This is a genomic window from Prevotella sp. C561 (genome assembly GCF_000224595.1).
Taxonomy (GTDB): domain Bacteria; phylum Bacteroidota; class Bacteroidia; order Bacteroidales; family Bacteroidaceae; genus Prevotella; species Prevotella jejuni.
The window spans coordinates 1-659 of record NZ_JH114207.1 but is presented as its reverse complement, the minus strand read 5'-3'; the positions used below and the strand labels follow the sequence as shown (position 1 = coordinate 659).

At 42.9% G+C, this 659-nt stretch carries 2 tRNA genes and 1 rRNA gene; all 3 read right to left on the bottom strand.

Annotation, left to right across the window (positions count from 1 at the left end):
* Positions 1-160: ribosomal RNA gene (locus HMPREF0666_RS17770) — 23S ribosomal RNA — on the bottom strand; the annotation flags it as partial.
* 221 nt (positions 161-381) lie between these two features.
* Positions 382-458: transfer RNA gene (locus HMPREF0666_RS15960), tRNA-Ala, on the bottom strand.
* A 62-nt stretch (positions 459-520) separates the two neighbouring features.
* A tRNA-Ile gene (locus HMPREF0666_RS15955) sits at positions 521-594 on the bottom strand.
* Positions 595-659: the final 65 nt, after the last annotated feature.

Below are 659 nucleotides of genomic sequence, written 5' to 3'. Positions count from 1 at the left end.
TATCGTAGTGATAACAGGTCTTCAACCTGCTGGGTTGTCCCATTCGGAAATCCTTGGATCAAAGGTTATTTGCACCTACCCAAGGCTTATCGCAGCTTATCACGTCCTTCATCGCCTCCGTGAGCCAAGGCATCCGCCATGCGCCCTTTCTTACTTTCTTCGCCTTCTTTGTAATAACTTACAAAGAATGTAGCTCATACTTTCAGCTGTTGTGTGATTCTAAACATTATGAAGATAAATCTTCATGAATGAGAATACTAACTCTTCCTATATATAAGGAATATTAATTCTACTTACAGTCTTGCTTGTGTCAATATGTCAAAGATCTTGTGCTGTTACTCTTTGTGTTCTGAGGCGATGCCTCAGAAACAGAAGACAGCGTGGTGGAGAATAACGGATTCGAACCGTTGACCCCCTGCTTGCAAAGCAGGTGCTCTAGCCAACTGAGCTAATCCCCCAAGGGATAGAGAAAAGGATTAAAGGATATTCAGCCTGTTACACATTTGACTTAACCAATGTGTAGTCCCAGGCAGACTTGAACTGCCGACCTCCACATTATCAGTGTGGCGCTCTAACCAACTGAGCTATAGGACTGAGTTGGAAGAAATCACTTCGGCTATTCATGCCAGACTTCCTTTCTCTTATTCTTGAAACAGTAT